Annotated in this window: 23 protein-coding genes and 1 pseudogene; 14 read left to right on the plus strand and 10 right to left on the minus strand. The window is 58.0% G+C overall.

The annotated features are described in order from the left end of the window. Nucleotides 1-16 precede the first annotated feature (16 nt). Together lldD and H1S06_RS09620 are read right to left on the minus strand one after the other, a co-directional pair. Nucleotides 17-1,159, minus strand: a complete 1,143-nt coding sequence (gene lldD / locus H1S06_RS09615; RefSeq protein WP_181739594.1) for an FMN-dependent L-lactate dehydrogenase LldD — start codon at nt 1,157-1,159, stop codon at nt 17-19. A gap of 64 nt (nt 1,160-1,223) precedes the next feature. Continuing rightward, nucleotides 1,224-2,918: an L-lactate permease gene (locus tag H1S06_RS09620; RefSeq protein ID WP_181739596.1), complete on the minus strand. Its 1,695-nt coding sequence runs from the start codon at nt 2,916-2,918 to the stop codon at nt 1,224-1,226. A gap of 207 nt (nt 2,919-3,125) precedes the next feature. Between H1S06_RS09620 and H1S06_RS09625 the strand changes: the two genes are divergently transcribed. Beyond that, nucleotides 3,126-3,905, plus strand: coding sequence for an FCD domain-containing protein (locus tag H1S06_RS09625; RefSeq protein ID WP_181739597.1), 780 nt, complete (start codon nt 3,126-3,128; stop codon nt 3,903-3,905). An 88-nt stretch (nt 3,906-3,993) separates the two neighbouring features. Beyond that, nucleotides 3,994-4,623 (plus strand): hypothetical protein, encoded by a 630-nt coding sequence (locus H1S06_RS09630; RefSeq protein WP_181739599.1) that lies wholly within the window; start codon nt 3,994-3,996, stop codon nt 4,621-4,623. Between the two features lie 147 nt (nt 4,624-4,770). On the opposite strand, the gene H1S06_RS09635 is transcribed toward H1S06_RS09630, so the two are convergent. Further along, nucleotides 4,771-5,256 carry a hypothetical protein gene (locus tag H1S06_RS09635; protein WP_181739868.1) on the minus strand — a complete coding sequence of 162 codons (486 nt, stop codon included), beginning with the start codon at nt 5,254-5,256 and terminating at the stop codon, nt 4,771-4,773. On the opposite strand from H1S06_RS09635, the gene H1S06_RS09640 reads away from it, so the two are divergent. Beyond that, the gene (locus H1S06_RS09640) at nt 5,198-5,653 is read left to right on the plus strand and encodes a GNAT family N-acetyltransferase (protein WP_328515329.1); all 456 of its coding nucleotides are present in this window, start codon (nt 5,198-5,200) and stop codon (nt 5,651-5,653) included. The two genes, H1S06_RS09635 and H1S06_RS09640, sit on opposite strands and share 59 nt — an antisense overlap. A gap of 609 nt (nt 5,654-6,262) precedes the next feature. Here H1S06_RS09640 and H1S06_RS09645 read toward each other — a convergent pair. The 4 genes and pseudogenes from H1S06_RS09645 to H1S06_RS09655 form a co-directional block, all read right to left on the minus strand. Continuing rightward, complete coding sequence (locus tag H1S06_RS09645) at nt 6,263-7,477, minus strand: FAD-dependent oxidoreductase (protein WP_328515330.1); 1,215 nt, start codon at nt 7,475-7,477, stop codon at nt 6,263-6,265. Next, nucleotides 7,466-7,627 (minus strand): annotated as a pseudogene (locus H1S06_RS15580) (rubredoxin); the annotation flags it as partial. The pseudogene H1S06_RS15580 and the gene H1S06_RS09645, both read right to left, overlap by 12 nt. 92 nt (nt 7,628-7,719) lie before the next feature. Further along, nucleotides 7,720-9,162: an aldehyde dehydrogenase family protein gene (locus H1S06_RS09650; RefSeq protein ID WP_181739605.1), complete on the minus strand. Its 1,443-nt coding sequence runs from the start codon at nt 9,160-9,162 to the stop codon at nt 7,720-7,722. Between the two features lie 62 nt (nt 9,163-9,224). Then, complete coding sequence (locus H1S06_RS09655; protein ID WP_220183835.1) at nt 9,225-10,409, minus strand: aromatic ring-hydroxylating oxygenase subunit alpha; 1,185 nt, start codon at nt 10,407-10,409, stop codon at nt 9,225-9,227. 402 nt (nt 10,410-10,811) lie between these two features. Between H1S06_RS09655 and H1S06_RS09660 the strand changes: the two genes are divergently transcribed. After that, nucleotides 10,812-12,512: a BCCT family transporter gene (locus tag H1S06_RS09660; RefSeq protein ID WP_181739607.1), complete on the plus strand. Its 1,701-nt coding sequence runs from the start codon at nt 10,812-10,814 to the stop codon at nt 12,510-12,512. Between the two features lie 117 nt (nt 12,513-12,629). After that, nucleotides 12,630-13,553 (plus strand): transcriptional regulator GcvA, encoded by a 924-nt coding sequence (gcvA, locus tag H1S06_RS09665; protein ID WP_181739609.1) that lies wholly within the window; start codon nt 12,630-12,632, stop codon nt 13,551-13,553. 1 nt (nt 13,554) lies between these two features. Here the strand turns inward: gcvA and H1S06_RS09670 are convergent, their stop codons facing one another. Continuing rightward, the gene (locus H1S06_RS09670; RefSeq protein ID WP_181739611.1) at nt 13,555-14,532 is read right to left on the minus strand and encodes a LysR family transcriptional regulator; all 978 of its coding nucleotides are present in this window, start codon (nt 14,530-14,532) and stop codon (nt 13,555-13,557) included. 143 nt (nt 14,533-14,675) lie between these two features. Between H1S06_RS09670 and H1S06_RS09675 the strand changes: the two genes are divergently transcribed. Both H1S06_RS09675 and H1S06_RS09680 read left to right on the plus strand, forming a co-directional pair. Further along, on the plus strand, nt 14,676-15,983 hold the full coding sequence (locus H1S06_RS09675; protein ID WP_181739613.1) for an NAD(P)/FAD-dependent oxidoreductase: 1,308 nt from the start codon (nt 14,676-14,678) through the stop codon (nt 15,981-15,983). A gap of 32 nt (nt 15,984-16,015) precedes the next feature. Next, a complete protein-coding gene (locus H1S06_RS09680) occupies nt 16,016-16,366 on the plus strand; it encodes a cupin domain-containing protein (protein ID WP_181739615.1) in 351 nt (116 codons plus the stop codon). Between the two features lie 46 nt (nt 16,367-16,412). Here the strand turns inward: H1S06_RS09680 and H1S06_RS09685 are convergent, their stop codons facing one another. Further along, nucleotides 16,413-17,162 (minus strand): DeoR/GlpR family DNA-binding transcription regulator, encoded by a 750-nt coding sequence (locus tag H1S06_RS09685; protein WP_181739617.1) that lies wholly within the window; start codon nt 17,160-17,162, stop codon nt 16,413-16,415. Between the two features lie 144 nt (nt 17,163-17,306). Between H1S06_RS09685 and H1S06_RS09690 the strand changes: the two genes are divergently transcribed. Genes H1S06_RS09690 through H1S06_RS09715 form a run of 6 tightly spaced genes read left to right on the plus strand, consistent with a single transcriptional unit; the run spans nt 17,307 to nt 23,080 of the window. Continuing rightward, a complete protein-coding gene (locus tag H1S06_RS09690; RefSeq protein ID WP_181739619.1) occupies nt 17,307-18,287 on the plus strand; it encodes an ABC transporter substrate-binding protein in 981 nt (326 codons plus the stop codon). 2 nt (nt 18,288-18,289) lie between these two features. Further along, nucleotides 18,290-19,993 carry an ABC transporter permease gene (locus H1S06_RS09695; RefSeq protein ID WP_181739621.1) on the plus strand — a complete coding sequence of 568 codons (1,704 nt, stop codon included), beginning with the start codon at nt 18,290-18,292 and terminating at the stop codon, nt 19,991-19,993. Further along, nucleotides 19,981-21,009: an ABC transporter ATP-binding protein gene (locus H1S06_RS09700; RefSeq protein ID WP_181739622.1), complete on the plus strand. Its 1,029-nt coding sequence runs from the start codon at nt 19,981-19,983 to the stop codon at nt 21,007-21,009. Before H1S06_RS09695 ends, H1S06_RS09700 begins: the two co-directional genes overlap by 13 nt. Continuing rightward, nucleotides 21,006-22,061, plus strand: coding sequence for an MBL fold metallo-hydrolase (locus H1S06_RS09705; RefSeq protein ID WP_181739624.1), 1,056 nt, complete (start codon nt 21,006-21,008; stop codon nt 22,059-22,061). Before H1S06_RS09700 ends, H1S06_RS09705 begins: the two co-directional genes overlap by 4 nt. A 7-nt stretch (nt 22,062-22,068) precedes the next feature. Continuing rightward, nucleotides 22,069-22,638 (plus strand): histidine phosphatase family protein, encoded by a 570-nt coding sequence (locus H1S06_RS09710; protein WP_181739626.1) that lies wholly within the window; start codon nt 22,069-22,071, stop codon nt 22,636-22,638. Then, on the plus strand, nt 22,625-23,080 hold the full coding sequence (locus tag H1S06_RS09715) for a phosphatase domain-containing protein (protein WP_181739628.1): 456 nt from the start codon (nt 22,625-22,627) through the stop codon (nt 23,078-23,080). Before H1S06_RS09710 ends, H1S06_RS09715 begins: the two co-directional genes overlap by 14 nt. 9 nt (nt 23,081-23,089) lie before the next feature. Here H1S06_RS09715 and H1S06_RS09720 read toward each other — a convergent pair whose 3' ends face one another. After that, nucleotides 23,090-25,378, minus strand: a complete 2,289-nt coding sequence (locus H1S06_RS09720; RefSeq protein WP_181739630.1) for an EAL domain-containing protein — start codon at nt 25,376-25,378, stop codon at nt 23,090-23,092. A gap of 161 nt (nt 25,379-25,539) precedes the next feature. Here H1S06_RS09720 and H1S06_RS09725 point away from each other — a divergent pair, with 161 nt between their 5' ends. Then, nucleotides 25,540-26,304, plus strand: coding sequence for a nucleotidyltransferase domain-containing protein (locus H1S06_RS09725; protein WP_181739631.1), 765 nt, complete (start codon nt 25,540-25,542; stop codon nt 26,302-26,304). Nucleotides 26,305-26,307 lie beyond the last annotated feature (3 nt).

A 26,307-nucleotide genomic window follows, 5' to 3' on the forward strand; every position in this document is an offset into this window, starting at 1 on the left:
CTCTCCGTATCAGGGGTTACTGTGCGTTTTGGACCAGCAGGCCGGGATTGATATCGGCAATGCTGCGAGCGCCCGTCAGCACCATGGCAACGCGCATCTCTTTCTCGATCAGATCCAGCACATTGGCAACACCGGCTTCGCCTGCAGCGGCCAGGGCGTAGACAAATGCGCGGCCAAGCATGGTGCAGTCCGCACCCAGCGCCAGCATGCGAACCACGTCAAGACCTGTCCGTATGCCCGAGTCGACCAGTATTTTCAGGTCGCCCTTTACGGCGTCGGCAATGGGCGGCAGAGCACGTGCGCTGGACAATACGCCGTCAAGCTGACGGCCGCCGTGGTTGGAGACGACGATGCCATCGGCACCAAAACTGACGGCGTCGCGCGCGTCCTGGGGGTCAAGGATGCCCTTGATGATCATGGGACCATCCCAGAATTCACGAATCCATTCCAGATCCTTCCAGCAGACGGAGGGATCAAAGTTGTCGCCCAGCCAGCCTATGTAGTCTTCCAGTCCGGTCGGGTTGCCACGGTAAGTCGAAATGTTGCCCAAGTCATGTGGCTTGCCCAGTAGTCCCACGTCCCAGGCCCACTGCGGGTGGACCATCGCTTGGGCAATGCGGCGAACGGAAGCTCCGGGGCCGCTCATGCCTGAATGCGCATCCCGATAACGGGCACCCGGTACCGGCATGTCGACGGTGAAGACCAGCGTGGTGACACCGGCAGCCTTGGCGCGCTCCAGTACGTTTTTCATGAAGCCCCGGTCTTTCAGTACATACAACTGAAACCACAGCGGGCGGCTGCAGGCGGGTGCGACTTCTTCAATGGGGCACACCGATACTGTCGACAGTGTAAACGGAATGCCTTTTGAGGCTGCTGCACGTGCGGCCTGAACCTCGCCGCGCCGAGCGTACATGCCGGTCAGACCGACCGGTGAGAGTGCGACCGGCAGGCTCAGGGTTTCGTCGAACAGCTGCGTTTGCAGGTCCAGTTCGGACATGTCGTTCAAGACGCGCTGGCGCAGTTCGATATCGGCAAGGTCGCCAACATTACGCTTCAGGGTGTGCTCGCTATAGGAGCCGCCGTCGATATAGTGGAATAGAAACGGAGGAAGGCGTCGTTTGGCTGCTGCACGATAATCGGTTGAAGCAGAGATGATCATTTCAGATTCTCCTGAAAACTGTACAGGTCGATGCCCGGCAAGCCATACCGGGCATCGACAGTGCTCAGTGGCCCAGCAAGGGGTCGCTGAAATCAAATACGAGGACACCAAGCAGGGTGATGATGCCACTCAGCAAAACATAATACAGGGTTGGCCAGATGGTTCTGCGCAGGGTTGCGCCTTCGCGGCCCAGCAGGCCGACTGTTGCCGATGCTGCCACCACATTGTGGATGGCGATCATGTTGCCCGCTGCCGCACCTACGGCCTGGCCGGCGACGACCAGGGCGGTGGACAGGCCCAGGTTACTGGCGACACCGAACTGGAACTGGCTGAACATCATGTTCGATACCGTATTGGAGCCTGCCAGGAAGGCTCCCAGTGCTCCGGTCATCGGGGCAAACAGCGGATAGATGCTACCCATGGTATCAGCCACATAGCGGGCCATGACAATCGGCATGCTGGGCAGGTCCGAGGCGTTTACACCCGAGTTAATCAAGATTCGTACCATTGGTACAGTAAACAGCAATACAAACCCCGCGCTGAGCAGGATGCCGCCGGACTCTTTGGCGGCCTTGCCCAGTTCGCTCAGCGTCATCCGATGCAGGAAGAAGGTGGCGGCGACGACCATCACCAGGATGCCGCCCGGCAGGTACAGGGGCTGGAAACCTGCGTTGACGCCGGTTTCGCCCAGCAGGTCGCTAAAGCCGATGGAGACCGATTTGAACAGAGCAGTCACTTCAGGGAAGACGCGGCTGACCACCAGCAGGGCACCTACCAGCAGGTAGGGCAGCCAAGCCCGCAGTCCGCTCATCGGACGCGCGGTCAGGTCTTCCAGCTTCATTTCGATGCTGCCCATCCAGGTCTCGGGCCATTCGGTGCGGTCAGCAAAATCCCAGGTTTTCTTGGGTACCAGGAAGCCTGCACGTGCTGCAGTGGTCACGATGCCCAGGCCGATCAGTCCACCCATCAGTGACGGGAACTCGGGTCCCAGCAGGATACCGGTCAGCATGTAGGGCAGGGTGACACAGATACCGGCAAAGAGTGCAAAGGGCAGCACCTCAAAGACCGCGCGCCAGCTGCGGTCACGGCCGAAGAAGCGTACCAGCATGAGTACCATGATCAGCGGCATAAGCGTACCGACCAGTGCGTGAATCACCGCGACTTCGCTGGTGATCAGTTGCAGATAGGCGTCCCAACTGGAGCCGTTGGCGACCAGCTGATCCGTAATGGTTGCCTGGTCCAGACCTGTGCTGACCCCGACTATGATCGGAGTACCCACCGCACCGAAGGAAACCGGTGTGCTTTGTACCAGCATGCCCATCAGTACCGCTGCCATGGCGGGGAAGCCGATTGCGACCAGCAGAGGGGCAGCAATGGCGGCCGGGGTGCCGAATCCGGATGCGCCTTCAATGAAGCAGCCAAATAGCCAGGCGATGATAATCGCCTGAATTCGGCGGTCAGGACTGATGGTGGTAAAACCGGCACGAATCACCGTGATGGCGCCGGAATGTTTAAGCGTGTTCAGCAGGAAGATGGCGCCGAAGATAATCCACAACAGGCTGACCGTTACGATCAGGCCCTGCAGGGTTGAAGCTGCCACCCGGTTGAAACTCATATCCCATCCGAAGAGTGCGATTGCTGCGCTGGTCAGATAGACCAGAGGCATGGCACGGCGTGCCGGCCAACGCAGACCCAGCAGTAGAATGCCAGCCAGAAGGATGGGGGTAAAAGCCAGCAGTGCGAGGAATCCCGAAGACATGGAGCGCTCCTGTAGTTATTTTTTATCGGACTTGCTCTAATTGGTAATACCAATTTACAATCTGATTTGATCAGATTAAGAAAGAGCTTTGCCCATGTCAAACAGAGTCTGCTTGGACTTTGGTAGTGGTTGGGTGCTTGCGGTTGATCCAAATATCCTCGAGAGGTACTCTCTCTCGCAGGATTGGTAAGACCAAAGAGGCAAGTAATGGATGTAGGTGTGGTACGCCAGAAACGGCTATCCGATAAGATCGTTGAACAGGTAGAAACCATGATTCTGGAGGGCACCCTGCAGGCCGGAGAAAAGCTGCCGGCAGAGCGGGTGATGGCTGAAGAATTTGGCGTGTCCCGTCCGTCACTGCGTGAGGCCGTGCAGAAAATGGTGGCCAAGGGGCTGCTGGTCAGCCGCCAGGGCGGTGGCAACTATGTCAGTGAATCGCTTGGCTCCAGTTTCAGTGATCCTCTGCTGGGGCTGCTGGAAGCTCACCCCGAATCGCATCGCGATCTGCTTGAATTCCGCCACACACTTGAGGCCGATTGTGCGTACTATGCGGCACTTCGTGCCACTGCGCCTGATCGGGAGCAGCTGCAGCAAGCTTTTGACGAGCTTCAGGCCTGCTATGCACAGGAAGGCAAAGCCTCACGCGCCGAGGAAGGGGCTGCGGATGCCCGTTTTCACTTGGCCATCGCCGAGGCCAGTCACAATGTCATATTGCTGCACACCATTCGGTGTCTGTTTGACCTGTTGAAGCGCAACGTCGTCACCAACATCGGTGGCATGTATGCCTTGCGAGATGAGTCTCGTAACATGTTGATTCAGCAGCATAAAGCGCTTTTTGAAGCTATTATGCAGGGACAGGCCGACACGGCGAAACGGATTGCCAGTGAACACATCAACTATGTTCAAGAGGTGTTGCAGGAACGCCTGGAAGAAAGCCAGCGACAGGCGCGTGCCCTTCGACGTGAGCGGCGTGAAGCCTTTGGCTGAATGAGGGTGTTAAGGAACCCTTTGCTACCCTGTTGCAGAGGGGGCTGATGGTGGCGGTCCCCGAAAAACGGACTTTGACAGGTGGATAATGTCATTTAGCAAGGCAATAAAAGGTACCCCGTTCGCCTTTTCCAAAGGACCGGCGACAGAAAAGGAGTTGGCGCTGATCGAGTTTCCATTGGTTCAGACCTGTGATACCAAAACACTCGGGCGCCATAACCTGATCGGCTTTTGCATCATGGTGGTTATAATGTTGCTGCTGGGCTGGGGCATGATTGAGTTTGAGATTCCCATGGAGATGATCATCCTGTTTGTCATGCTCTGGAGCCTGCTGTGCTGGTCTGCCTTGAAGACCGCTCTGGTCACGTTGGCAACGCCGGGGGAGTGGACGGTGACTCTGGATCGCTCGGGGTTGGATTGGCGCTCGCCGGATGAATCGCTGGAGGCCTCTTTCTTCCTGCCGCTGTCCCGCGTCGAGTGCATTGGAACGGAACAAAACTGGGCTCCGGGCCCGTTTTACAAATGCCTGTACGGCAATGTCATCGTCCTCAAGGATGGCAGCCGCTTCCATCCGCCCAGCCGGGCCATGGTCAATACCAACATGATCCATGCAGGGCTGCAAAAGCTGGGCAAGCCTTACCGCATCACCCATATTCGTCCGATCAAGATGAATGGCAATCGTGCTGATCCGTCAGTCACTGAACGGCCATCGCAATAGCCAGCTGCGGATAATGTGTTACCGGCCCCAGGCGGATCAATCAGTCCGGGGCCTTTTCCGTATCGTGGACACGCATCCGGTAATGATCAAACAGCGCATGGCGCACTTCCATGTGATCGATGGTGCTATAGGGAACGATCATGCCGTTCAGTTCGTGCATGTCCCGCCCATGAACAACCGGACATCACAGGTTTGATAGGTAACAGCGCGATCGTAACCGCGGGGATGGACGGATTGGCTGGTGCAGTTGTGTAGCTCAAAATCTCTGGGGCTGATTTGGCTGTATGCGAATGCATGGTCACGTTCAAACCATAGCATGGCCAATGCCAGCAGCAGTGGCACCAGGCTCCAGGTTGCGTACGGCAACAGACGGTGGCCGTATTGTGGATAGACAAACACCATGATCAGGGTATGAAGCGTAATCAGCACCAAGGCGGCATGTTCACCCAGCTTGAGCATCAGCAGGGTATCATCCAGTGCCAGAATCAGCTCCGGACCGATAATCACCAGTTGCAGGATGGCAACGCAGGTGAGTCGGGTGCCGGGGTGGCGGGCAAATAGTGCCAGCATGACAATGGACAGGCCGACATACCCCAGAACACCGGCCAGGCCCAGCCCGAGAGCGCCTGCCATTCAAGATGGTGAGCAGAAGCCGATGTTGCGTCAGTTTTATGATTGGTGTCGGTCGAGCTATGAAGCGCACGGCTTTGGCCCCTGGGCTCTGCAAGAAAAGGCCAGTGGTCAGCTGGTGGGGTTCTGCGGGGTAAGTCCCGAGCCGGTTGAAGGGCAGCAGGAGATCAATCTGGGCTACCGCCTGGCCCGTCAATTCTGGCATCAGGGCTTCGCCACCGAAGCTGTCAGGGGCGTAATGGATTACGCCTTTTCTGGGCTTGCACTTGAATCTGTTGTGGTGATTATCGAGCCCGAGCATCACGCCTCGCTCAGGGTGGCGGAGAAAGCAGGGTTCAGCGATTACCGTCTGGTTGAGTTTCATGATCGGCCGGTGAGGTTGTATCGGGTGCAGCGTTAAAAGCTTTACTGATAGTTGTGATGTGTATGTGAGGAGTTGTCATGGAAGAGTTGGTAGAAGGCGACTTCAGGGGGACTGCTGCGCTTGCTGGGCGGTGTTGTACGCCTGTTGCTGTTTCTGGTTTGGGATCTATGTTTTGAAGTGGTGGCCTGGTATGTCGGTTGGCCGGTATGCCGTGTTTTGAGCCTAGGCAGGTTCCCCAAAGCACCCATAAGTGCACAGGAACAGGAAAGTACCTTGTCGGGTATTTTCGTGATTATAAACTCAACACCCGGAACCTCACTGAAGGGGTAAAGTAAGGTCAGGGGTGTCGAGCTTTTTAATCCGCCAGTTTAGAAATCGTAATTCATACCCAGCGCGATCAGGTTCAGTAAGTTCAGAGCGATGGCGTAACTGAGTCCCGACTTCTGCCGATGTGGCAGCTCGTCTGCAAGGTTGAGCGCGAATTAGGAAAGCCGGCATGGAAAGACAATTCAAGTCTGTGTAGCCAGCCAGTGTGAAGTTAACTCGGTGCCGGGGGATATAAAAACGCCAGCCAGCCTTTCGGCTGACTGGCAAAGAACAACGCTTCCTGCGTCGGGGAAGAGACAGGTATATCGAGTCTGCCTGTTAAGCCACCTGTTCCAGCGGACTGCCCATGCGGTCCAGCCAGTACTGGCGCTCACTGCCCAGTTCATCGGTGAGGACAAAGCCCTGCAGCAGCTGCTGGGCGTCGATGAACAGGGCTCGGGTGCCGCGATCGGTCTGTTCGATCTGCCAATCACCATCCAGATCAGCGGCGGGTGCCTGCAGCGTCAGCGGGCAGGCGGGGGTTTTCACGATCACCGGCATCAGCGGGTAATGCGCCATGGTCGGGCGTCCCAGCAGGCCATCGGCCAGTGCCGGCAGGGCGGCATTGATCGGGGCCAGATAGGGCAGCAACTGGCCGTTGATTTCGGCACAGTCACCGATGGCGAAGACGTCCGGCAGGCTGGTTCTCAGGCCACCGTTGATCTTGATGCCGCGATTCACCTCGGCACCGGCGGCGGCCGCCAGTTCGGTACGCGCCCTGAGGCCCACCGCCGACAGCACAAGGTCGGTGTCGATGCGGTCGCCGTTTTCCAGTGTCAGCCGATAGCCTTCACCTTCACGCTCAACCGAAGCCACGGTGGTGTTCAGGCGCCAGCGTACGCCCTTGTCCTGCAGGCGGCTTTGCAGCTGCTCACCCACGGCCTGCGGGATCAGACGATCCATTGACCAGGCCGATAGGCCGATGACGTCCACTTCAATACCGGCGTTGGCCAGATCGTTGGCGAATTCACAGCCGATCAGGCCGTTGCCGATGATGCTGACGTGCTTGCGGCCCTGCAGGCGTTCGCGGAAGCGGCGGTAGTCCTGCAGATCGTTCACGCTGATCACGTCGTTGGCGCCATCGCCCTTCAGCGGCAGGCGGATTGGTGCGGCGCCTTGGGCCAGTACCAGTTTGCCGTAGGTCAGTTCGCCGGAGGCGGTGGACAGGGTCTTGTTCTTCGCATCGATGCCATACACCGGGCAACGGGTATGGATGCGGATGTTGAGTCGGGCCTCGATCGCCAGCGGGGTTTCCGTCACTAGCTCGGCGGCGGCCTTGTCGCGGGTGAAGGCGGTGGACAGGCCCGGCTTGGAGTAGTTGTGACCGTCGTCTGCGGTGAACATGATGATCGGTGTCTGTTGGTCGCGCTGGCGCAGCGCCTCTGCCAGGCCGTAACCGGCGTAACCGGTGCCAATGATGACGATCGGCGGCTGCTGGGTGGCGACATTGATAACCGGCACCTCGACTTTCAGGTCCTGGCGGATCTCCATCATTTCGAAATCGGCCTTGCCGACCAGACAGTCGGGACATTTCCAGTCGTCGGGTACGTCTTCCCAACGGGTGCCCGGAGCGATTCCGTCAGCTGGCCAACCCTTGGCTTCGTCATAAATAAGTCCGCAAACGACACATAACCACTTTTTCATGATTCGGCCCTACCTTTTCTTATTAGAGAGGGGCGCCGCCGTGACGGCACCCTTTTTTCTGTTGCAGTTAACGCTTTTGAACATCTGTGCGCTTAGCGAGCGACACGAATGGCGACGTTCTTGGTACGCACATAGCTGTACAGGGCTTCCTGACCCTTCTCGCGGCCGTAGCCGGAGAGGCGGTTGCCGCCGAACGGCGTTTCGATGCCGCCGGCAAACCATTCGTTGACGAACACCTGACCCGCATCCAGTGCCTGGGAGGCGCGCATGGCACGGCTGATGTCCTGGGTGAACACACCCGCAACCAGACCGTAGTCGGTGGCGTTGGCCAGTTCGAAGGCTTCTTCCTCGGTATCAAACGGCGTGATGGCGATCACCGGACCGAACACCTCTTCGGTGAACAGGCGCATCTCGGTGGTCACGTCCGCGAATACAGTCGGCTGTACGAAGGCACCGGGCAGGCCCTCAACGGCACTGCCGCCGCAGACCAGACGGGCACCGTCTTCGATGGCGTCAGCACAGATCTTGAGGATGCCGTCACGCTGCTGCATGGAGACGACGGGTGTCAGATCCGGGTTGTCCTTGCCGGCGCCGATACTCAGGCCGGTGGCCAGTTCGGCAACGCGACCGACGACTTCATCATAGATGTCGCGGTGAACCAGCAGGCGCGACATGGCGGAGCAAACCTGACCGGCGTTGAAGAAAATGCCCCAGCGCACGCTGCTGATCAGCTGGTCCAAATCGGCATCCGGGAAAGCCACAGCGGCGGACTTGCCGCCCAGTTCCATGATGCAGGGAACCGAGTTCTCGGCCGCATCCCGCATGATGGAGCGACCGGTCGGCACCGAGCCGGTGAACACGATCTGGTTGGTTTCCGTGTGGGACACCAGCGCGGCACCGATCTTGCGGCCGGGACCGGCCAGCACGCTCAGCGCGCCCTTGGGCAGGCCGGCACGTTCGCAGGCTGTCGCCAGCAGGGTGATCGCCAGCGGCGAGATTTCCGGCGACTTGACGATCACCGCGTTGCCGGCGGCCAGGGCCGGAGCCAGGGAGCGAGCGCAGATGGAGACCGGGAAGTTCCAGGGCACGATCTGCACCGAGATGCCCTGAGGCTCGTAGGTGGTGAAGTCGACATAGTCTTCACCCAGCGGGATCGACTTGCCTTCGATCTTGTCGGTCATGCCGGCGTAGTACTCGAAGTAGCGTGCGGCTTCTTCGAACTCGTCGCGGGCGTCATTGACGGATTTGCCGTTTTCGCGGGAGGCCAGCACGGCACCTTCTTCGACCAGCTTGCGGATCTCCTGACCGATACGGTACATCAGCTCGGAGCGACGCGCCGGACGCTGGCGGGTCAAGACGCCGGATTTGACGCATGTGCGTGCGGCCTGCACGGCATCTTCAGCATCGTCCAGCGTAGCGCTGGCGATGGTGGCAAACACGCTGTCGGTAGAGGGGTCTCGGACTTCAATCCGGGTTGCGCTGTCGCGCCATTCACCGCCGATGAAGTTGAGCCAGTGATTTTCGTTGTTCAGCATAATTCTGTCCTTCGTCCGTCAGTGGCCGACCCGGCGCACCGCCGGATCGGTCCCGTCATGGATCAGTCGTTGTTGATGGCGGCGTACTTGTCGGCAACCCAGCCGTGGAAGTGGTGGGTCGGGCCGTCCAGTACCGGCGAGAACACACCGCCGGTGAAGCCCGGTGACTGGCGTCCCGCCTGCATGCCTTCAACGGCAAAGATGTCTTCACCGAAGACCACTTTCCAGGCTTCCAGCTGGGAGTGGCGGCAGGCGGCGTACTCGTCACCACAGGCCTCTTCACCGACGTAGAACAGGCGCAGGTTTTCGACGGTGACGTCCTTCTTGCGCGGCTCCAGAATGATGGCGAAGAAGTGATCCGCCTGCATGCCCAGCATCACGTTGGGGTACAGCGACACGTACTCGGCATGACGCAGGCGGTCCTGTGGCCAGCTCGGGAAGCGCGGCAGACGGGTACCGGCCACGTCGGACAGGTTGTAGTTGTAGCTGCCCTGACCGGACATGTCGTCGTTGATGATCAGGTTGTAGTGCTGATCCAGCGGCGAGTAGGTGTTCAGGCTCGGGTGTACCCAGGGCAAATGGTAGGCTTCGCAGTAATTTTCGATCGCCAGTTTCCAGTTGCAGTTCACTTCCAGTTGCATCTGGCTGCCGGTTGGCGCGATGTGCAGGTTGTCCCAGCCATCCTTGCCACAGAACTCGCTCCAGCGCTGTATCAGCGGCTCGATATGTTCTGCGAACGGCTGGGCATCACCGGACAGGTTGATGAACACCATGCCGGCCCACACATGGGAACGTACTTCGCGCAAGCCATGCTTCTCGCAGACAAAGCCTTCTGCCTTGTGAACGCCGACGCCGCCGATGTGCGGGGTGCCTTTCAGGTTGCCATTCAGGTCGTAGGTCCAGGAGTGGTAGGGGCAGCGCACCATGCCTTCCACTTCGGTTTCTTCGGTCAGCAGGATCATGCCGCGGTGGCTGCAGACGTTGTGGAACACCTTGTACTCGCCGTCGCGGTTGCGCATGATCGCCAGCGGCAGGCCCATGAAATCGACCGGCTTGGCAAAGCCGTTGGTCGGCAGGTCACTGGTGAAGCCAAGGGCGGCCCAGGTTTTGCCCAGTACTTCGTCGCGTTCCAGCTTGAACAGCGTTTCGTCGGTGTAGACCGCATTGGGCATGCCGGCAGCTGTAGCCAGAGGCTTGCGCACGTCGTCCAGGGTGGTCATCGGGATGGTGTGAGATGTTATTGTCATGATGTCTCTCCACATACCGCCAGTGATGGCTTGGGTGTTTTAAAAAAAGCCGGTTGCATTGACAGGGCTCAAGGAAATACCGGCTGCCTGTGGAGCAGATATTGGGATAGACACACATTCGTCACAAACGATTTTTACGCCCTGCATGCATTACAAAAACTCATGACCCTCCCGGAACGCTCGTTTTTGCATGTGCGTAATGATCAGGGCTGATTACAGAGTCATTACCAAAGCTCATTAACCCATTCGCAAAATTAGTTTGATGCAGGTCAATATTTTCCGCAGGATGCTTCCACTGCATGTTGCACGCATGTGGTTGTTACCGCTGAGCCTCGGGTTCGGGTGGTAGCCGCACCCGGCCTGGCCGGGTGCCGACAATAATAATTAGATGGAGACGACCCAATGAAAAACGACTCCGGCCTTGTGCGGGGCATCGATCCCACGGTCACGATCATTTCCAAGATCCTGGTCATTGGCTTCGTGATTTTCTGTGGCCTGATGGCGAAGGAGGCGGGCGCTTTCTTCCAGCAGGTGTCTGACAGCATCCTCAACAACTTCAAATGGTTCTACCTGAGCCTTGTTAGCGGCGTACTCTGTCTGCTGGTTTGGTTGATGTTTAGCCGTTTTGGTCATATCCGCCTGGGGCGGGACGATGAAACCCCTGAGTTCAGCTACCGTTCCTGGCTGGCGATGCTGTTCAGCGGTGGCATGGGTATTGGCTTGATCTTCTGGTCGGTGGCCGAGCCGATGTGGCACTACGCCGGTAATCCGTTTGCCGAAGCGGGGCTCAGCAATGAAGCGGCCCAGACGGCGATGCGGATCACCTTCTTCCACTGGGGCCTCCATCCCTGGGCAATCTTCATCATCGTGGCGCTGACCATGGCCTACTTTGCCTACCGCAAGGGGCTGCCGCTGACCATGCGCTCGGTGCTGTATCCGTTGATCGGCGATCGCATCTACGGTCCCATCGGTCACACCGTCGACATCCTGACGGTCGCCATTACCGCCTTTGGTGTGTCCCAGTCGCTGGGGCTGGGCGTGATTCAGATGAACTCCGGCTTGAACAATGTGCTGGGGATGGAGATCAGCGTGGGTAACCAGCTGATCATGATCGGCCTGATCAGTTTCCTGGCCATTCTGTCTGTCTTGTCCGGCGTTGGCCGTGGTATCCGTCTGCTGTCCGAGTGGAACATGCTGCTGTCGATTTTGCTGGTGCTGGTGGTATTGGCCGTGGGTCCGACCCGCTACATTCTGCACACCCTGATTGAAGGCACTGGTGACTATCTGGGCAACATCGTATCGCTCAGTATCTGGAGCGATGCTCAGGATGACAGCGGCTGGCAGAACTGGTGGACCGCGTTCTACTGGCCCTGGTGGATGACCTGGTCACCGTTCGTGGGCATGTTCATTGCGCGTATCTCCCGTGGCCGCACCATCCGCGAGCTGATCATGGGGGCCTTGATTGTGCCCACACTGGTCACTTTTGTCTGGATGTCCGTGTTTGGTGGCTCAGCCCTGAAAATGGAGCAGAATGATCGGCTGGCGCATCAGGCGCAGGTGGAATCCGGTGAACTGGTTGGCGCGGATGCCGAGTTCAAGGGCGGCGACATTCTGCTGGCGACCAAGGCAGAAACTACATCGGCGGTGTTCACGCTGTTTGAAAAGATCGATGAGGGTTTTCTGGGTGAGATGCTGAGTTTGATGGTGGTGTTGCTGCTGGCGACCTACTTCATCACCTCGGCCGACTCGGGTACGCTGGTGCTCTGTACTCTGAACTCGCGTGGCAGTCCCGAGCCGCCGATGGTGCTGCGTGTGGTCTGGGGCGTGATGCAGGCATTCATTGCCGGGGGACTGCTTTATGCAGGTGGCCTCAAGGCGGTGCAGACCGCCTCGATTGCAGCGGGTCTGCCGATCGCCGTGCTGACCCTGGTCATGTCCATCGCGCTCATCAAAGCGCTGCGACAGGAAGATCCGGTGCTGGCGCCCTTGCCGGGCCATCGGGCACCGGTACCCACCCCGTCGGTGGAGCGGTTCGAAGCGCGTGCCGAAGCCGGCAATCGGCTGGAACCGGCGCCGGTATTGCTCAGGGCCAGCGGTGACTGAAAAGTGACGGACGCGCTGGGCTCGTTATCCCGATCCTTTCTATAATACAGTGTAACAAGGGCCCGTCTGTCGGGCCCTTCACAATAATAATGACCCAACCTGACAGAGATACCGCAGTTGAAAATCAAACCACTGCCCCCCCTCAACAGTCTGGTGGCCTTTGAAGCGGCCGCCCGACACCTCAGTTTTACCCAGGCGGCGATTGAGTTGAGTGTGACTCAGGGGGCCGTTAGCCGCCAGATTCGCCACCTTGAAGACTACTTGGGGCGCTCGCTTTTTATCCGCGACAAGCGCAGCCTGTCGCTGACCCAGACCGGCGAGGACTACTTCTTCAGTGTGCAGCAATCGCTGCAGCTGCTGGCCAATGCCACCGGAGAGGTGCTGCAGTGGCAGGACAACAAGCAGATCACGGTCGTGACCTCCAACGCCATGGCGTCGCTTTGGCTGTTGCCGCGACTGGCGGACTTTCAGGAGCGTCACCCCGATATCGATGTGCGCATTTTTGCCAATGACACCCTGAAAGGGGTGCGGCCGTCCGAATTTGACGTAGCGTTGTTCTACTACCGCAAGCCACCGGCGGATATGGATGCCACGCCGCTGTTTCGGGAGCGGGTATTTCCGGTGTGCAGCCCGCAGTTCCTCGAACGGCAGGAGCTGGATGTGCCTGAAGAAATCTTCTCGACCACGCTGCTGTGGCTGGATTCCGACAAGGACTGGCTGGGTTGGACCGAGTGGTTTCAGCAAGTCGATCTCAAGCCGGCACCGCCCAAACGGCGACTCAACCTCAATAACTACCCAATGCTGATTCAGGCCGCCCTGAACGGGCAGGGGGTGGCGCTGGGCTGGGAGCAGCTGATCTGCAATTACCTGGACAGTGGCCTGCTGGTTCGACCGGTGCCGACCGAACTCAACACCGAAGCCTGTTTCTACATGCTGGAACCGGAGATGACCTTCCGCCGTAAGCCCGGTGTGGATGAATTCCGGGTATGGTTGCTGGAATTGGTTACGGCGGAGCAGATGGCAACCGGTGTGTCGGTCTGAGTTATTCGGCCGGTTCCAGGGCATGGTATTCCAGCCAGGGGGCATGGTGTTGCAGGTCGCCCAGCACTGGTCCCAGCATCTGCTGATGAATATGGCGGGCAATAGTCGCCGGAATATCACCCAGCTCATCTCGGCGGGCCAGCAAATGCAGATGGCGTGCATGTCGGCTGTCATCCAGTGGCAGCAAATGAACCCCCCTGGTATGGGGGGCAACCTGTGCCAGGCAGAGTGCGCTGATGATGCCCCAACTGTGTCCGTCCTGCACAAACCGCATTAATGTATGGGTGTCATCGGTTTCATAACGTACCTGAGCCAGTAATCCCATGCGCCTGAGTGCGACTTCTGTTATGGCGCCGATATGGGTGTTGCGCCCGTAGCGGATCAAAGGATGCATCAGGGCCAGGTGGGCCAAGGTGTCTCGTGACAGGGGCGTGGTCGGCAGGTCGATATGTTCGGGAATGGCCAGCAGTAAAGGGTCCCTGAACAGCAGGTGGCGTTCCAGCCCGTCAATGTCAGGCAAGGGGGCATTGGACACCAGAATATCCACTTCCCGATTGAGAAACGACTGGGTCAGCGAAGGGGTCAGCCCGCTGCGCAGTGTCAGTTGTTCGATGCGCGCTCCCATTTGTGCAATCAGGCGGCTGCCGAAGACTTCCGAACAGGAGGTTACCAGCCCCAGGCGGCACTGAATCAAGCCTTGTTGTGCCGCGCCGCGGACCTGATTAGCCAGGCGACGAAGGTCGCCGAGCAGGGTGTCGGCCTGCTGTTTTAATACCTGGCCGGCTGCGGTAAGGCGCAAGGGACGGGTACGTCGGATTACCAGTGCCGTCCCGAGTTGAGTTTCCAGCTGCTTGAGCGTTTGCGAGACGGCGGACTGTGTCACATTCAGCCGTTGTGCGGCATCGGTGAGCGAATCGGACTCGGCGATACAGACAAAGCAGGCAAGGGCATGGGTGTCGATCAATGGTGAGGCTTTCATTATAAGTTTAATTAATGATTGATCTTAGATTTTGTCGATATTGTTATTTATTGTAGATAAATTAATGCAGACTGCAATAATCGATGGTGTGAGGCGTACCGAATTGCGCCGTGATCGAATCCTTTAAGCCGAGTGGCACCATCATGATTCTTCCTCAATATGACAGCCGTTGTGGCTGGTATGAACAGCTTGATCAGGTATCCGATTTCCCCGCGCTGAACGGTGACAGGCAGGTCGACCTGGTGGTGATAGGCGGAGGCTTTGTAGGCTGTGCCGCCGCGAGGCGTATGGCGGAAAACCGGCCTGATGCGAAGGTGCTGTTACTCGAAGCGCTGAAGATTGGGCAGGGGGCTTCGGGGCGCAACTCGGGTTTTGTGATCGATCAGCCGCACAAGCGTGATCTGGAAAGCGGTAACGAGGCGCTGAAGCAAAAAATCGTGCGTCTTAACCGGGTGGCCGTGGAGTACCTGGAAACGCAAATCGAGCACTTCGGCATTGACTGCCAATGGTCTCACGCCGGTAAGTATCAGGCAGCGGTCGGGCCGCGCGGGCGCAAGCATCTGGATCATTATGAACAGCTGCTGCAGCAGGGGGGCGAGGCCTACCAGCGGCTGAGTCGGGAGGAGATGCGCTCGGTGTTTGGCACCGATTTCTATTCGGCAGCGATCCACACGCCGGGCGGTGCGTTGATGCAACCGGCTGCCCTGATGCGTGGCTTGGCCGACAGTATGCCGGACAATGTGGAGATCGCCGAGAACACGGCGGTGACCTCAATCAAGCGTACGCGTGACGGTTTTGAACTGATGGCCGGACGGGCGCATATTCGGTGTCGCCAGTTGATTCTCGGAACCAACATCTTCACGGCCGAACTGGGTTACATGGCGGATCGTATTCTGCCGATCATGACCTTTGCCAGCATGACGGCTCCGCTGACCGATGAGCAGTTGCGACGTTATGGCGGACGGCTCGACTGGGGGATAACGCCGGCAGACCATGCGGGCACCACGTTGCGCATGACCCAGGATCGGCGCTTGATCGTACGCAACTCCTACCGTTATGCCCATGACTATAACACCCCGCAGGCATTGATCCCCCAGGTCTCCGCTCGCCATCGTAAGGCTTTCGATGAGCGCTATCCGCAGCTGTCGGATGTGGCGTTTGAGTACACCTGGGGCGGGGCCAGCGGGCTGTCCGGCAATTTTGAAACCTACTTTGGTGAACTTGAAAGCAATATTTTTGCGTCCTGCTGTGACCAGAGTGTGGGTGCAGCTCGCGGCACGATCTCCGGCATGATGCTGGCGGATATGGCCTGTGGTCGGCGCAGCGATTTGTTGTGTGATATGCAAAATGTTTCCGGCTGTCCGTCGCGTCTGCCGCCGAAACCTCTGTTGCGCATCGGGGTGCCGATGCGATTGGCAATGGCACGATTTGCCAGCCGTTCTGAAGTCTGATGTTCAACTCATCCTTGTTAATGGAGAAAAACATGTCTGCAAAACTGATCAAAGGCAGCAGCCTGACCTATATGCACCGTGGTGGTCCCCCGGGAGACGCGGGTGTCGCGCGTGCCGTGAGTACGGACTTGAGTGCGACCATGGGGGCGGGTGTGGCGCATTTCGACGCCTGCTCGATCAGCTGGACCGTCCTGTACGATGAAGTGATTTACGTGATTGAAGGGGTGTTCCGCCTGGTCACCAACGAAGGGGTACTGGAAGGTGAAGCCGGTGACATCATTTGGGTACCCGAAGGTACCGAGTTGAAATACGAAGGCGACCATGCCCGTATTTTCTACGCGGTATACCCGGGCAACTGGAAAGAGCTGCACGGCATGGCTTGATCTGTCGGGGGGCGTGCAGGCCAGCCGGGTCTGCATGCACGGGTTTTCAGTTCAACACTTCCCTGCCTCTGGCCATCAGTCGGGCGTGGATGCCAGTGGGCAGGGGGGTATCGGTCACCACCAGATCATAGTCTTCTATACGACCGGCATGGCAGGCGGCGTATCCATCGAATTTGCTGCTGTCCAACAACAGGACATGGAAACGGCTCTGTTCCAGCATGGCCTCCCGGGCCATCACCTCATCATCGTTATAGTCGAACAGCTGACCACTGGTATTCATGGCGCCGACCGAGGTAATGGCGGTGTCGGCCTGGTAGCGCTGAAAAAAGCGCAGGGCGTCCCCGCCAATCACATCTTGATCGCGCTGGCGTACGCGTCCGCCGGCAATTGCCAGGCGACAGTCGGGATGATCTCCGAGCTGGTGAACCACGTGCAGGTTGTTGGTCAGCACTTTCAGGCCCTGCAGATGCGACAGGCGCGCTGCCAAGGCTGCTACCGTGGAGCCCGTGCCGAGGAACAGTGTCTGGAAACTGCCCAGTTGCTGGGCACAGAGGTCGGCAATGCGCGCCTTGCCGGCGCTATTGTGAATGCGTCTCTGGTCATAGCTGATGTTTTCCCGATGCGGAAAGGGCAGGACTTCACCGTGATTGCGCAATATCAATCCCTGCTGCACCAGTTCACGCACGTCATTGCGGATGGTTTGTACGGACACGCCGAAATGCTCGGCCAGGCGGTTCAGACTGGTGCGTCCGGTTGTATTCACCAGCTCGGTAATCTGCTGTCTGCGTCGGTGCATGTATTGGCTCGTCAGTGAAAAATCGGGTGTGTTAGTGAATCTTGTTAAAACGAAAGCATTTTTTAGTTAAACGAAAGCAATCTGTCATTTTGGTGTAAGGAGGTGACATTAACTTTGCAGCCACTCATTTCAGGAGGTGGCAAAATGCTTAGAAAAACACTCTGCACACTGGCCGCGATTGCCGGTTGTTCTCTATCAACTCTGGCACAGGCGGGAAGCGAGCTGGTGCTGTATACCAGCCAGCCAAATGCGGATGCCCAGGCGACCGTCGATGCGTTCACTGCGGTGCATCCGGATATCGAGGTCAAGTGGGTGCGTGACGGCACGACCAAACTGATGACCCGTTTGCGTGCGGAGCTGCAGAGCGGTGCTTCGCGTGCGGACCTGCTGCTGATAGCGGACAGTGTCACCATGGAGTCCCTGAAGACGGAGGGGCATCTGCAGCCTTATCTGAGCCCGGAACGCGAGCATTATGATACGGCTCTGTATGAGCCCAAGGGCTATTATTACGGCACCAAGCTGATTACGACCGGGATAGTGCGCCATGTGAAGGCAGCCGCCACACCGACCCGCTGGTCGGACTTGGCAGACGCCGGTTTCAAGGGTCAGGTGGCCATGCCGAGTCCGCTGTACTCCGGCGCGGCGCTGATTCATCTGGCCACTCTGACCTCCAGCCCGGATCTGGGCTGGGAGTACTACCGTGGGCTGGCTGAAAACGGTACCCAGGCACAGGGTGGAAACGGTGGCGTACTCAAGGCGGTGGCATCCGGCAACAAGCCGTATGGCGTGATTGTGGACTTTTTGGCGATCCGCGAGGCTCGTAAGGGGTCACCTATTGAGTTCGTATTTCCGCAGGAAGGCGGCAGTATGGTGACCGAGCCTGTTGCCATTATGAAAGAGGCAAAAAACGTAGCTGCTGCGCAGAAGTTTGTCGACTTCGTGTTGTCGCGCGAGGGGCAGGAGCTGGTGCAACAACAGGGTTACCTGCCGGCCAGTAGTCAGGTTGCTTCCCCTGAAGGTTTTCCCGATCGTAGCGAAATTCGTCTGATGCCGTTCGATGCGGCCGCTGCACTGCGTGATGCCGAAGCCAACAAGGCTCGTTTTAACGAGATCTTTGGCGGCTGAACATGATTGCACGTGCCATTCCGGGCGACCAGCCGCGCTGGTTGGTCGCCGTTATTCTTGCGTTGATTGTCCTGCTGAGTCTGACGCCCAGCCTGCGTTTGCTGCTGGAAGCGCTCAGTCAGCTGGATCAGGGCAGCGCTTCACCGTTGATGCGGGTGCTGCGTGATGGCGCGACCTGGCAGGCGCTGTCCAACAGTCTGTACACCTCGACGCTGGCGACAATCATTTCACTGATGCTGGGAGCGCTGTTTGCCTGCTCGCTGTCACTGACCAATGTATCCGGGCGGCAGTGGCTGGTGTTCTGTTTCATGCTGCCAATGATGATTCCGCCTCAGGTTACGGCACTGAGCTGGTTGCAGCTTTTTGGTCCCAGCAGTCCGTTGCTGAATTCGTTGGGGCTGGCTCCGGCGTTGGGTTCACCTCAGCCGCTGTATTCGGCCGAGGGTATCGCCCTGTTGATGGGGGTACAGCATGCTCCGCTGGTTTTCCTGACGCTGCGTGCCAGTCTGATCAATCTTCCGGCCGAAATGATCGAGGCTGCCCGTATCAATGGTGCGGGTCAGGGACGTGTCTGGCTGGACGTGATTTTTCCGCTCAGTCGCAGCGGGTTGGTCGCGGCCGCTGCCATCGCCTTCGTGTCGGCACTGGGCAACTTCGGTATTCCGGCAATGTTGGGGATTCCCGCATCCTACTACGTGTTGCCGACCCTGATTTATCAGCACATGGCTGGCTTTGGGCAAGGCGTGCTGAGTGAAGTGGCGGTGTTGTCGATGATGATTGGTGCGCTGGCGCTGGCGGGTGTGCTGATTCAGCAGCGTTTTGTACGCCGGGCTCAGTATGAGTTGGTCGGTCATTCCGGTCGCGCTCAGGCTTTTGTGCTGGATCGTGCGCATCGGTTGGGATTGCAGGTCTTTCTGTGGCTGCTGCTGGCGTTGATTCTGGTAGCACCGCTGGTTGCGCTGGTGGTCAGTTCCGTGGTGCCGGCGCTGGGCGTTGGGCTGACGGCTGATACTTTCACACTGAATGCCTATGTCGAAATGCTGACGCGTCAGGGCGTGACGGGACGGGCCATGAGCAACAGCCTGGTGCTGGCTGGCGGCAGTGCGCTGTTCTTGATGCTGTTGAGTCTGCCGTTGGCCTGGCTGTTGTTGCGCATGCATCCGCGTCTGCGTACAGCCATCACCAGCATGATTGAAATTCCCTATGCCTTGCCGGGAGTAGTGCTCGCGATTGCCTGCATTCTGTTGTTCGTACAACCGCTGCCGCTGCTGGATATCAGCTTGTACGGCACGCTGGCTATTCTGTTCGTGGCTTATTTGGCGCGCTTCATGAGTATTGCACTGAAACCCGTACAGGCCAGTGCCGGTCAGCTTGATGGCTCGCTGGAGGAAGCCGCTCAGCTGGCGGGTGCCGGTCCGCTCAGGCGTTTGCTCCAGATTGTCCTGCCGTTGGTGGCACCGGCGGTGTGTGCTGGTGGGCTGTTGGTTTTTCTGACGGCCGTCAATGAGCTAACGGTATCCGCACTGCTTTGGAGTGCCGGTAACGAAACGCTGGGGGTGTTGGTATTTAACTTGGATGAAGGGGGCGACAGCGTTCTGGCAGCCGCCATTTCCGTTGTCATCGTGGTGATGGTCGTGGGGCTGATGTCGTTGTTGAGCCTGATGGGTCGTTGGCTGCCGGAAGGAGTAATACCGTGGCGAACCTGATATTGGATAACTTGAGTAAAACCTTTGCGGGACAGCCTGCGGTTGATCGTATTAGCCTGCATATCGAGCAGGGCGAATTTGTAGCGTTGCTGGGTCCCAGTGGCTGTGGCAAGACCACCTTGTTGAGAATGTTGGCGGGGTTCGAGTCGGTATCGGAGGGCAGTATCCGTTTGCAGGGAGGCATTCTGGCCGACCGGGACGTGCACCTGCCGCCGGAACAGCGGCGCATGGGCATGGTGTTTCAGTCCTACGCTCTCTGGCCGCACATGACGGTGCAGCAGAATGTCGGCTATCCGCTGAAGATGAAAAAAATGCCCGAATCCGAACGGCAGGCACGTATTCGGGAAGCTCTGGAAGCGGTGCAGTTGACTCACCTGGCGGATCGTGCGCCCAAGGATCTCAGTGGCGGGCAGCGTCAGCGTGTAGCATTGGCGCGCTGTCTGGTGACGGAACCTGATGTGGTGTTGCTGGATGAGCCTCTGGCCAATTTGGACCGGCACCTGAGAGCCTCGATGGAAGAGACCTTTCGTGCCTTTCATCGTCGTACCGGAGCTACCATGATTTATGTGACGCACGATCAGTCCGAAGCGATGTCGCTGGCCAGCAAAATAGCCGTCATGAACAGCGGGCGCCTGGAACAATGGGGCACGCCTCAGGATCTCTATGCCTGTCCTCGTACCGAATGGGTCGCACGTTTTATCGGCCAGGGTGGTATTTTGCCATTGGGTGGCGTCACGCCGGGGACGGAAGTGGGGTCGGAAGCGGTGATCAAGGGCATGGAGACCTCGTTTGGCAGAACGACTCCCGTGCTGGTCAGGCCGGAAGATATTCGGATGACCGAGCAGGGTATCGGGGTGGAAGTGCTGTCCTCAATTTATCGAGGGGCGCATTACGAATTGAAGGTGAAGTTGAGCGCAGGAGCAGAACTGATGGTGTTCCATCATCGGCCTTTGGTGCCGGGTGACCGGGCGCATATTCTCATTGAACGGGGCTGGGCTCTGGAGCCGGACGCATGAGGGCGCAGCTTTCGATGCTCAGCGGTTATGGCGGCAAGGCACCAGCGGCGTTGTTGCTCGATACCGAGCGGGGGCGAGTGCTGTTGGATGTCGGTGGTCCGCTCGAGGCCGGTCTAGAGCGGGGCTGGCTATGGCCCGGTGATCGTCCGGTGGACGCGGTGGTGATCAGTCATGACCATGTCGATCATATCGGTGCCATTGATTTGGTACCGGCCGGTACGCCGGTCTATGCCACGGCACCCGTTGGAGCAGCCTTGCCGGATGGCGTCACATATCGAGAGCTGCCGCTGAACGGCGAAATCGAGCTGGCCGGGATGCGTATTCGCACGGGGCAGGCGGGGCATTCGTTGGGAGGGGTATGGCTACACTTTGATATCGGGGGCGGGCTGTTTTACAGCGGGGATTTTTCGCTCGAATCAACCCTGTTTCGATTTGACGCCCCGCCGGTTGCCGAGCTGGCCTTGTTGGATGCGTCCTATGGACTGTATGACCAGCCGCAGAGTCAATGTCGAGCAGGGCTGTTAGAACGCCTGAACAGGCCGACCCTGTTGCCGGTTCCGGCATCCGGTCGGGCGCTGGAAATGGCGTTGTGGCTGGAAGAGGCCGGTATACGCTGGAGCATGGACGCCACCTGCCGTAGTCAGTTGGAACGGCTGAAAACGCTGCCGCAAGCATGCTTTCAACCGGGTGTGGCTGGGCGCCTGGCAGGTCTGGGGGCACCGGTTGAGTTGGAACAGGCTCAGGTGGCCCTGGTAGGCAGCCCGGAGGGTATCGGCCCCTTGATTGAAGAGCTGATGACTCAGGGGCAGCATCAGGTGATCTATACCGGTTATCTGCCACCCAAGGCACGAGGTGATGTGGAAAGGGGCGATGCCGATTGGCTGCGCTGGAATGTACATCCGCGCTGTTCTGATCTGGTACGGCTGGCCGATCAGTTGAAAGCCCGGCGGGTAGTGCCCCTGTTTACAGCTTTGGAAGCGCATGAGCCTTGGCGGGCCCTGTTGGGGGACCGTCTGTTTATGCCAAACACCCCGAGTATTCTATTGAGTTGAACCGTTCATGATTGATCTTGAATCGGCGCTGTTGCGGCGTCCGTTTGTTTTTATGCGCCATGGCGAAACGCCCATGAACGCGCGAGGCCTGATATGCGGTGCCACTGATGTGCCGCTCAGTTCCGAAGGCGAGGAGCAGGCACGCAGAGCTGCATGGCTGGGACGTTACCCCTGGTCCTGTGTTGCCAGTAGTGGCATGCAGCGGGCGCAGCACACGGCACGCCTGGCAGTAGGAGGGCATCCCGTGATTGCGCTGCCGGGGCTGAACGAACGTCACTGGGGACAGCTTGAACTGGCACCGTTGGCGGAACAGACGCCCTATGAAGTAACGCCGCCGGGAGGGGAATCCTGGGCGGCTTTCAGGCAGCGTGTTCTGGCGGCACTGAACTCTGTGCTTGAGTGCCACGAATGGCCTCTGTTTGTAGCGCATTCAGGGGTATATCGCGTGATTCGTGAATTACAGACGGGCACTCCCCATGGCCCGCGTATTGAAAATGCCCAACCGATACTGGTCAAGCCTCATCGGTCGGGTTGGGAATTAACCTTATGTGAGGAGAATTGGCTTGAACACCGGTGATACCGTTATTGTGGACGTGGATGGAACCTTGGCTCAGTTTGACCCGGCAGCGGTCAATCAGTGGGTGCTGAAAAGCGAAAAACAGTGGGATCCCTTTTTTGAATTCATGCGCGATGCGGCTGTGATACAGCCGGTCAGTTCGCTGGTCAAAATGCTCAAGGCGCAAGAGCAGAAGATCGTGATCTGCAGCGGGCGCCCGGATTCGCATCGCCGACATACGCTGGAATGGCTGGATCGTCATGAAATACCCTACGACGGCGTATACCTGCGTGCCGTCGGCGATGATCAGGTAGACGATGAAGCGGTCAAGCAAAAGCTGCTGGAACAGATTCGTGCAGATGGTTTCAGCCCTTGGCTGGTACTGGATGACCGCGATGCCGTTGTGGCACGCTGGCGTGAGTTGGGCCTGACGTGCCTGCAGTGTGCTCCGGGCGGCTTCTGACGGCAGGAATTACACAGGCGCCACATTTTTGGCCTTGCTGCGGCCCGAGTAGGATAGGCGAGCGAACTCTTCTGATGCCAGCATCTGAGGTTCGGGGGCCGGCATGCCGATCAGTTCTCCCTGAGAAAAGCTGATTCCGAGCCGCAGCACTTCCATCTGGACGGCGGTCGAGTGAACATACTCGGCGACCGTTTCGATCTTCATGCTGCGGGCCAGTCCGACGATACCGCGTGTGACGCGGCGTGAGTTGGGGTCCGTATCCAAATTGCGGATCAGGCTGCCGTCGATTTTAATGAAGTCGACCTTCAGCTGCAGCAGGTGCTCAAAATTGGAATATCCGGTGCCAAAATCATCGATTGCGATGCGGCAGCCACGCTGCTTTACGTCGTCGATAAAAGCGCGTACTTGCTCGTAGTTTTCGATATTGGCCGATTCCAGCAGCTCAAATATCACGCGGGGGCCGACTCCGGTGGCATCCAATCGCTGCAGAATAAATGCTGTCAAATCGGGTTGCTGCAGGTCGGTGTAGGACAGGTTGATGGAAAACTCCAGCGACGAATGTGCAAACCGTTGGAAACAGGTATCGATCATGACACGGGTGATATGACCTTCCAGCCGCATTTTGCCGGCAATATCGAGAAATTTGCCGGGGCTGATAATCTGACCGTTTTGATCCACCATGCGAACCAGGCACTCATACTTGTCGACATGGCCGGTCGTGTTGTTAAGAATGGGCTGAAACCAGGCTATCAGGCCTTCGTCGTCCAGAGCGTCGCGCAGTTTTCCGGCCCACTTCTGATTATGCTCAAATTCCTGTTCCAGAGCTTCGGAGCCATCATAGACACGACAGTGGAGGCCAGACTGGCGGGCTTCGCGCAGGGCTTCACGGGCATGGATATAGAGGCTGTATTCCTTTGGAGCATCAAACCAGGGTACGGCTGCGCCCAGTGTGACGCTCAGGCCGATCTCGTGATTGTGCCAGTAGACCGGCGTCTGACGGACACAAGACAGAATCTGATCCATCTGGGCCTGTACCTGCTCGGGACGGCGGCGTGACAGTGCCAGAGCGAATTCATCGCCGCTGACCCGGTAGAGTTTTCCGCCCCGGTTTTCCGGTTCGGACATGAAGGTTTCCAGCCGCAAGGCGACCTCTTTCAGCACCTGGTTACCACACTCATATCCAAAGAGGCTGTTGATTTCGCGGAATCGATCCAGGTTCACCAGAATCAGGCTGACTGAACTGTTTTTATCCAGGTCCTGTAATAGGCTGACACGGTTGGGCAGACCGGTCAGCTTATCCTGATCGAAGAGGCGAAGGTTGCGAAATATGGGGATTACGAGGGTCAGTCCGATCACCGTCAGGCCTAAAATGACACTGCCCAGAATGTAAAGATATGACTGGCTTTGGGCGCGCAGGTTGGCCAGGGGCGTGTCCAGTTCGGCACGTGGAAAGGCCGCAACCAGTTGCAGGCCGCTTCGTGAGGGGGCGTAATACAGTTCAGTTGGCTGCTCCGGGTAATCCAGAAAGTGGTGCTCATCATCCGTCAGGAACGCGTTCAGAGGGATTTGCGCCTGCGCTTGTTCCATCAAGGATTGAGCGTAGTATTGACGGCGATCCTGATAGTCGGGCGACAGCTGCAGATTGCGGCTGTCGGTAAGCCAGATCAAGGTGCCGGGGGTGGCTTCTGCAGCAGTAATATGCTGCAGAATATCCGTTACTTTCCAGTCCAGACTGAGCAGGCCAATGGGGTGCCCCTGACTGGATGTCAGCGGGTAGGCCAATGTAATAATGCGCTCCCGATTGATCGGGTGGCGATATGCAGGGCTCCACCAGGGAGCGATCTGGTTCGGGTTATTCCACGAGTGGGGGAGCCGATGTTGCCAAGGGAAAGAAAGAGCCGTGTCAGTGGCAGTGGCAATTTGCGCCTGGTGATTCTGTGAATACAGGACCAGATCGGCCTGTCGTGGTGGCCAGCTATGGTACAAGGCAGCACCTGCCAGGCCCGGCGTCCAGTTCAGTGCCAACGTCAGTTTGCGCTGTTGAGACTCGGTATTGGGCGTGGTACTGATCAGGTGGGCCAGAGACTCGATTTCATGGGCGCGGTCATTCAGGTTTTGCAGCGCAATATTGAAATGATTACGTGTTTGCTGCTGGAGCTGGCCGGCCAAGGCCTGCTCCGTTGTGTCCAGGGTAACGCGGGTGTAAATCCATAAAACAGTCCAAGCGAACACTGCCAGCAGGATGGCGCTGACCAGCACAAGGTGTTTTGAATTCAGGGTGTTACGAATTGGGGTCAAGCCGACCTGCCTCCTGCATCAGACTGCATCAATTTAGCTACAGTATCCCATTGAATTGTTTCATTATGCCTGAGAAGTAACAGAATACTATTGCCGAAATATGATTTTGGTCAGTCGAATGTCGTGTCGTAAAAGGGAAGGTGGAATATGGCGGGATGCACATGGAAACTAGAATAGAGGCTACCTTGGATCGGGTAGAGCAGGAACAGGGTGTCAGGATTCTCTACGCCTGCGAAGCCGGTAGCCGTGCTTGGGGGATGGCGTCGCCAGGCAGTGATTATGATGTGCGTTTCATTTATATCGGGCGTATGGAAGACTATCTGACGATCGGGAAGCGGCGTGATGTGATTGGGCCGCTGATAGTCCAGGATCTGGACCTTCATGGCTGGGATCTGGCCAAGGCGTTGGGTTTGCTGAGAAACAGCAATCCGACGCTGTATGAATGGCTGAATTCCTCTCGAGTCTATCGCGCAGATGTGAATTTTGTGGCTGAACTGCGCAATTTGGCTGAGCGTGCACTGCAGCCCGGGGCATTGTTTCATCATTATCTGTCTATGGCCGCTGGGCAAGCGGCGCGCCATCTCCAGTCGGATACGGTGACGGCGAAGCGCTACCTGCATGTTGTGCGACCCTTGCTGTGTGCACTGTGGGTCAGCCGATACAAGACACCCCCTCCGGCGCTGTTCACGACACTGGTGAAAACACTGGTTGAGTGTGAACGTGTGAACGCGGCGATTCGCGAATTGTTGATGCGCAAGTCGGCAGGTGGAACAGCCCAATCAGTGGGACGCCTGACCGTGCTGGACGAATTCATTGCGTGCCTTCTGATTGATCTGAAGCACGCGGCTCCCGCCGCCATCGAAAAGCCGGGCATCGCGCCTTTTGATGTCTTGCTGCAACGAACGCTGCTGGAAGAAAAGCCGTGAGCG

Source organism: Marinobacterium marinum, from assembly GCF_013868415.1.
Classification (GTDB): domain Bacteria; phylum Pseudomonadota; class Gammaproteobacteria; order Pseudomonadales; family Balneatricaceae; genus Marinobacterium; species Marinobacterium marinum.

What these genes read in the sequence shown, in the direction of transcription:
- H1S06_RS09630 (WP_181739599.1), top strand. Translation starts at nt 3,994, where the DNA reads ATGTCATTTAGCAAGGCAATAAAAGGTACCCCGTTCGCCTTTTCCAAA.
- H1S06_RS09640 (WP_328515329.1), top strand. Translation starts at nt 5,198, where the DNA reads ATGGACAGGCCGACATACCCCAGAACACCGGCCAGGCCCAGCCCGAGA.
- H1S06_RS09695 (WP_181739621.1), top strand. Translation starts at nt 18,290, where the DNA reads ATGATTGCACGTGCCATTCCGGGCGACCAGCCGCGCTGGTTGGTCGCC.
- lldD (WP_181739594.1), bottom strand. Translation starts at nt 1,159, where the DNA reads ATGATCATCTCTGCTTCAACCGATTATCGTGCAGCAGCCAAACGACGC.
- H1S06_RS09680 (WP_181739615.1), top strand. Translation starts at nt 16,016, where the DNA reads ATGTCTGCAAAACTGATCAAAGGCAGCAGCCTGACCTATATGCACCGT.
- H1S06_RS09670 (WP_181739611.1), bottom strand. Translation starts at nt 14,532, where the DNA reads ATGAAAGCCTCACCATTGATCGACACCCATGCCCTTGCCTGCTTTGTC.
- H1S06_RS09645 (WP_328515330.1), bottom strand. Translation starts at nt 7,477, where the DNA reads ATGATGGAGATCCGCCAGGACCTGAAAGTCGAGGTGCCGGTTATCAAT.
- H1S06_RS09660 (WP_181739607.1), top strand. Translation starts at nt 10,812, where the DNA reads ATGAAAAACGACTCCGGCCTTGTGCGGGGCATCGATCCCACGGTCACG.
- H1S06_RS09725 (WP_181739631.1), top strand. Translation starts at nt 25,540, where the DNA reads ATGGAAACTAGAATAGAGGCTACCTTGGATCGGGTAGAGCAGGAACAG.
- H1S06_RS09620 (WP_181739596.1), bottom strand. Translation starts at nt 2,918, where the DNA reads ATGTCTTCGGGATTCCTCGCACTGCTGGCTTTTACCCCCATCCTTCTG.
- H1S06_RS09690 (WP_181739619.1), top strand. Translation starts at nt 17,307, where the DNA reads ATGCTTAGAAAAACACTCTGCACACTGGCCGCGATTGCCGGTTGTTCT.
- H1S06_RS09635 (WP_181739868.1), bottom strand. Translation starts at nt 5,256, where the DNA reads ATGGCAGGCGCTCTCGGGCTGGGCCTGGCCGGTGTTCTGGGGTATGTC.
- H1S06_RS09625 (WP_181739597.1), top strand. Translation starts at nt 3,126, where the DNA reads ATGGATGTAGGTGTGGTACGCCAGAAACGGCTATCCGATAAGATCGTT.
- H1S06_RS09655 (WP_220183835.1), bottom strand. Translation starts at nt 10,409, where the DNA reads ATGACAATAACATCTCACACCATCCCGATGACCACCCTGGACGACGTG.
- H1S06_RS09650 (WP_181739605.1), bottom strand. Translation starts at nt 9,162, where the DNA reads ATGCTGAACAACGAAAATCACTGGCTCAACTTCATCGGCGGTGAATGG.
- H1S06_RS09705 (WP_181739624.1), top strand. Translation starts at nt 21,006, where the DNA reads ATGAGGGCGCAGCTTTCGATGCTCAGCGGTTATGGCGGCAAGGCACCA.
- H1S06_RS09710 (WP_181739626.1), top strand. Translation starts at nt 22,069, where the DNA reads ATGATTGATCTTGAATCGGCGCTGTTGCGGCGTCCGTTTGTTTTTATG.
- H1S06_RS09675 (WP_181739613.1), top strand. Translation starts at nt 14,676, where the DNA reads ATGATTCTTCCTCAATATGACAGCCGTTGTGGCTGGTATGAACAGCTT.
- H1S06_RS09685 (WP_181739617.1), bottom strand. Translation starts at nt 17,162, where the DNA reads ATGCACCGACGCAGACAGCAGATTACCGAGCTGGTGAATACAACCGGA.